General features: G+C 29.4%; 5 protein-coding genes. 2 read left to right on the forward strand and 3 right to left on the reverse strand.

The genetic code is table 11. The features are described from left to right. Nucleotides 1-332: 332 nt before the first annotated feature. The 3 genes from EV195_RS16950 to EV195_RS16505 all read right to left on the reverse strand — a co-directional run bounded on the left by EV195_RS16950 (nucleotide 333) and on the right by EV195_RS16505 (nucleotide 2,335). Entirely contained in the window at nucleotides 333-497 is a 165-nt protein-coding gene (locus EV195_RS16950; protein WP_165915764.1) for a cupin domain-containing protein, read from the reverse strand. A gap of 931 nt (nucleotides 498-1,428) precedes the next feature. After that, the gene (locus EV195_RS16500; RefSeq protein ID WP_132796083.1) at nucleotides 1,429-1,674 is read right to left on the reverse strand and encodes a hypothetical protein; all 246 of its coding nucleotides are present in this window, start codon (nucleotides 1,672-1,674) and stop codon (nucleotides 1,429-1,431) included. Nucleotides 1,675-1,774: 100 nt separating this feature from the next. After that, complete coding sequence (locus EV195_RS16505) at nucleotides 1,775-2,335, reverse strand: helix-turn-helix domain-containing protein (protein WP_132796084.1); 561 nt, start codon at nucleotides 2,333-2,335, stop codon at nucleotides 1,775-1,777. 867 nt (nucleotides 2,336-3,202) lie between these two features. Here EV195_RS16505 and EV195_RS16515 point away from each other — a divergent pair. Together EV195_RS16515 and EV195_RS16520 are read left to right on the forward strand one after the other, a co-directional pair. Further along, the gene (locus tag EV195_RS16515; RefSeq protein WP_132796086.1) at nucleotides 3,203-3,538 is read left to right on the forward strand and encodes a hypothetical protein; all 336 of its coding nucleotides are present in this window, start codon (nucleotides 3,203-3,205) and stop codon (nucleotides 3,536-3,538) included. A gap of 166 nt (nucleotides 3,539-3,704) precedes the next feature. Continuing rightward, nucleotides 3,705-4,463 (forward strand): DUF6882 domain-containing protein, encoded by a 759-nt coding sequence (locus EV195_RS16520; RefSeq protein ID WP_132796087.1) that lies wholly within the window; start codon nucleotides 3,705-3,707, stop codon nucleotides 4,461-4,463. Nucleotides 4,464-4,686 lie beyond the last annotated feature (223 nt).

Genomic DNA, 4,686 nt, shown 5'->3' on the forward strand with positions numbered 1-4,686 from the left:
TATAAATCAAAAATTATAACTAATTTTAAATCATGAAAAATGAATGAAAAATTGCTGCTAAAATTATCGCAACTTTTCATACACAAATACGTTAGGTAACATTTAAGAAAAAATTTACCAATTCAAGAACTTACAATCACAAATCTAACCTTTGATTATCATAATAACTCAATTTCTCTTTCAAAGTAAACCTCTTCTTTTTCATTTGGCTCGTTTAACACATCACAATAGTAAACTTTCCTTGAAAAAACCCTAACCTTTAATGGCTTTTTTGGATTAACTTTTGCACACACTATGTCACCTTTTTTAAATATATTTTTCATCATAAATTTCTATTCTTTTTTTATTGTTGTACAAAGCATTTTAAAGGGTTGGTTGGCCTCAATGGAACTTTCTTCATTTCCAGGAATTAATATCGAATCGCCTTTCTGTAAAAAAGTAGAATTTTTATTGATAACAACTTCCGCTTTACCTTCTACGATATAAATAAACCTCAAAAAAGGGGACTTTTTATATACTTGAACTTTTCCAAAATCAAAAAGCAGTTATTGAATTATAACAGTATTTCTTATCACTATATTCTTAACTAAAATATCATTAGATTTATAATCTATGATATTTGATAGGTTAAATGTTATTGCTTCATCAAAATTCTCTTCTTCCATTGCTAATGCTATTCTGAAAATCTCTTTGTCTTTCTCTTTAATACTTTAGCAACTCTTTTTTCTTTTGCGGTTTTTGCTGCTGGCGTTTTGTCTTTTTTCTGTTTACCGTTTTTTTCTCTTGACATCTCTTTATTAATAATTTGATTATAGAATAAGATACCACTAATAGCAATTAGTGAGTTACATTAAAAAAAGAATGAGTTATAGATATTACAGATTAATTCAGTAATCTAAAATATCTGTTAATTATATAAACACAAATAGGCAGACTGTAAGCTTGACGGAAATAATAGTCTCAACTTTACAGAAACAATTAAATTGTTTCATTATGATAGATCGACTGATTACACACAAAGCAACTTTAACACAGGTTAAGGAAAGTAAGCCCAGAAAACAAACAAAATTTAAGTCTGCTCTTAAACCTTTAATTCAAAAAATTAAATATGTTTTTAAGGATAAGCCAATACATTTAAATTTGGCAAAAAACGGAAGAATACAGATAACATTGATACGAAAAATAAAACCTATGAAATGGTAATAAAAAAAAGCAGGTTTTTTAAGTCTGCTTTTTAAAGCCAAATAAATTAATATTTGGGCTTCCCTAATTGATTAATAGCCTACAAATATCGATACAAATTGAACTAAATCCTTTATATAATTTATGTCCTTAGTTGCATATATTACTGATTTAAACAGTTCTTGTAAAAAAAAGAACAGATTATAAATAAACTGTTCTTTAAATAAATTTTGATATTAATCTAGATTAGATTGATTTTGTAACTGTTGTGTAGTTTGTTTTTAAAATCCCAACTACCTCGTTACGGTCTTTGTCAAGCTTATGCTCTAAACGCTTTATCAAATCTAATTCTTTACCACTCTCAAACTTTACGTCTTCCGATGTAAGCTTAGGAAATTTTTCTTTTAATGCTTTGGATTGTTTGTCCCAATCACCACTAAACTTAAACAGTTCACTAGACTTTTTCTCACCTTCTTTGCTCTTGGTTTCCATAATTATGTATTTATCGTAATGCTTAATTACATTACTATTACAAAGATGATGACTTATACCCTAATTCCTGTTACACAAGTATTTTATAAGATTACACATCTTACAGATTCTCTAAATTGCTTTTTCTTTTTTGTCCAATTTTCTTGTAATACGTGGGTGTATTTCCAGTTACTTTTTTAAATTGGTTTGACAAATGAGCGACACTGCTATAGTTTAATTTGTATGCGATTTCGGTAAGATTGAGTTCATCATACAAGATTAATTCTTTTGCTCTTTCTATTTTATGCTTAATTATAAAATGCTGAATAGTAATGCCCTTAACTTCAGAAAATAGATTGGATAAATAGGTATAATCATAATCTAATTTTTCAGCAATATAATCTGAATAATTAACCCTCGGAACCTCTTCAGAATAATGAATCATTTCTATAATAACATTTTTAATCCTATCTATAAGAATACTTCTTTTATCATCCATTAATTCTAAACCAGATATTGCCAAGTTCGATTTTAGCTTTAACAAAACTTCATCATTAATTTCTTCTTCTGTTTCCACCGTTCCTAATTCAATATTGGCATAATGAAGCCCTAGTTTTTCCAGTTCTTTTTTTACCATAAGCTTACATCTTAAACTTACCATATATTTAATATAGATTTTCATATCGAAATAAATCAACTAAAGAATTGAACTAAAGATAATCTATATTTCAAGAATGATTCTAAAACTGCAAAAGGATTATAATAAAAACGTTGCCTAACACTGTATATAATTTATTGCCAGTTCTTGCCTACTTACGAAAATTCTCACGCATTTTCTATTCGGTTTTTATTTGCTAAATTACGTGCTAAACCACGCAACAAACCATATACAAACACGTTAGCACAAATTGAAAAAAATGAAATTTGAAAAAGACAGTCTAACACTATTTTTTAGAATAATTTTAATGTTTATTCTATTAGTTCTTATCAATTTACTAGTACTGACATTTCTCTCAACAAATAAAGAGAAAATTATAAACTGGATTCCTGTTTTAATCTATTCTGGTTTACTGACCATTTTCTTTTTAATCTTTCTAACTCAAAGTGTACTGATTTCCAACGAGAAACTAATACTCAAGAACATCTTCGGAATGACTATCAATAAACTGGACCTAAAAAAGCAGTATTTAAGAAAAATCAAAAAAAGAAATGCCACATTCGAAGGAGAAGCAATAACTGGACTATTTAGAAAAAAATATGGATCGAGTACAACTATTTATTTTAAGTCAGAATATCAGAAGAAAAAAATCTGGATAAATGGACACATTTTGACTGATAAAGGATTAGATAATTTGATTAAATCAACAAAAAAAAGAAACTTGTGCTAACAAAGTGTATAATTAATTGCGGCTGAATTTCCTCTATGGAAATTCAATCTTATTAATTATCTTTCCGCAACGTCGGAAAAGAACTCGCGTCTTTTCCCGCAAAAAATCATACACAAATACGTTGTAACACATTTGACCAAACCTACACTATAACCGAATAATTGAAAACAGAAAAATCCATATTAGAAAAAATAATAACGGGAATTGCAATTCTTTTGAGCGGATTCTATTCATTTTTTGGACTTGCTGAATTTTATAAAATTGGAATTAAAAAAGAAACCGAATTTTATCCTTTTGGCGGAGAAGGACCTGTTCCTTATTATTACAGAACGGCTGAACTTTACTCGTACGTGAATTTGACTTACGGAATAGCTTTCGGAATTTTAATCGGAATTGGAGTTTGGAGTTTGAGAAAAAATAAAATAAACGGATTTATAATTTTTGGACTGACTATTTTATTGATTATGTTACAGATTTATCACGGTTGGGCTGAATAAAAAAACGTGTTACAACAACGTGTATATTTAATTGCTAGTCAAGTCTTTACTCGGAAAATGATATAGATTAACCTTTGGTTCGTTTTCTTTTACTAAATTAGTGCTAAACCAACGCAACTAAACATACACGAACACGTTGTGGTTAATGTAGAAAAAACGAACAGAATTGATATTTAGACCTCTGAAATATGAAAAATATGCGGACAAAATTTGTCAAAAGCTGACTGAATTTCAAAACGGATTCAGAGCCGAATATGACCTTGACAATTATGCAAATTGGTTCTATAATCAATCCAGCGAAACATTAAGACTGTATTCAGACGACAAAGAAATTTATTTCAAATACATACCTGTTGGAACTTTTTCTCAAAAGACAAATACTTGGATGTGGGCTTGGGCAAACGAACATTCTGTTGAACCGAGAAAATTCAAGACTTTAAAAGTTAAGGAGTTTGGAGAAAAGAAAAAATATGAAAACCTGACCAACGCACATTTTGACGGAGATAAATACACAGGTTGGGAATTGACTTCTATTGCTTTCGACATAATTGGCGGAATTGGAACTTATCGAGTAATTTCTGACCATTTGGAAAAATACTTTTTACTCACAGAACAAATCTCAAAAGAAGAAGTTGAGAAAATAGAAAGCGAATTAATTGACTGTGGAATTCACGGAAAATTACGAAAGGCATTTATCTGCCAACATCTGAATAACAAAATCAAAACTGGATTTGAAGAAGCTTTTGAAACTTTTCGTGGAATGGAATTAGGCGAAGAAGATGATTTCCAAGCTTGGTGTTCTGAATGTGAAAAAGAACGACTTAAAACAGACGGTTGGAATGACGAATCAATGGAATTTGCAAACATTAAATTGGTCTGCGAAAACTGCTATTTTGAGATAAAGGAATTTAATATAAACGAATAAAAACACTAACCACAACAATGGCTATAAGTAATTGCTTGTTCTCGCCTACTTCTGAAAATCCTTGCGGATTTTCAGTTTGGTGAGTACTTGCAAAGTTAAGTGCTAACCCACGCAACTACTCATAGCCGAGCCGTTAGCAAACACTGTCGAAAATGATGTGAAGCTTTCTTTTTGATTAATAAAAGTCAGTTTTAAAATTTTGTTTTTTAATAGTAATTCCAGT

The organism is Tenacibaculum skagerrakense (assembly GCF_004345825.1).
GTDB classification, from domain to species: domain Bacteria; phylum Bacteroidota; class Bacteroidia; order Flavobacteriales; family Flavobacteriaceae; genus Polaribacter; species Polaribacter skagerrakensis.

Coding starts and splice junctions, on each gene's coding strand:
- EV195_RS16500 (WP_132796083.1), bottom strand. CDS start 1,674: ATGGAAACCAAGAGCAAAGAAGGTGAGAAAAAGTCTAGTGAACTGTTT.
- EV195_RS16505 (WP_132796084.1), bottom strand. CDS start 2,335: ATGAAAATCTATATTAAATATATGGTAAGTTTAAGATGTAAGCTTATG.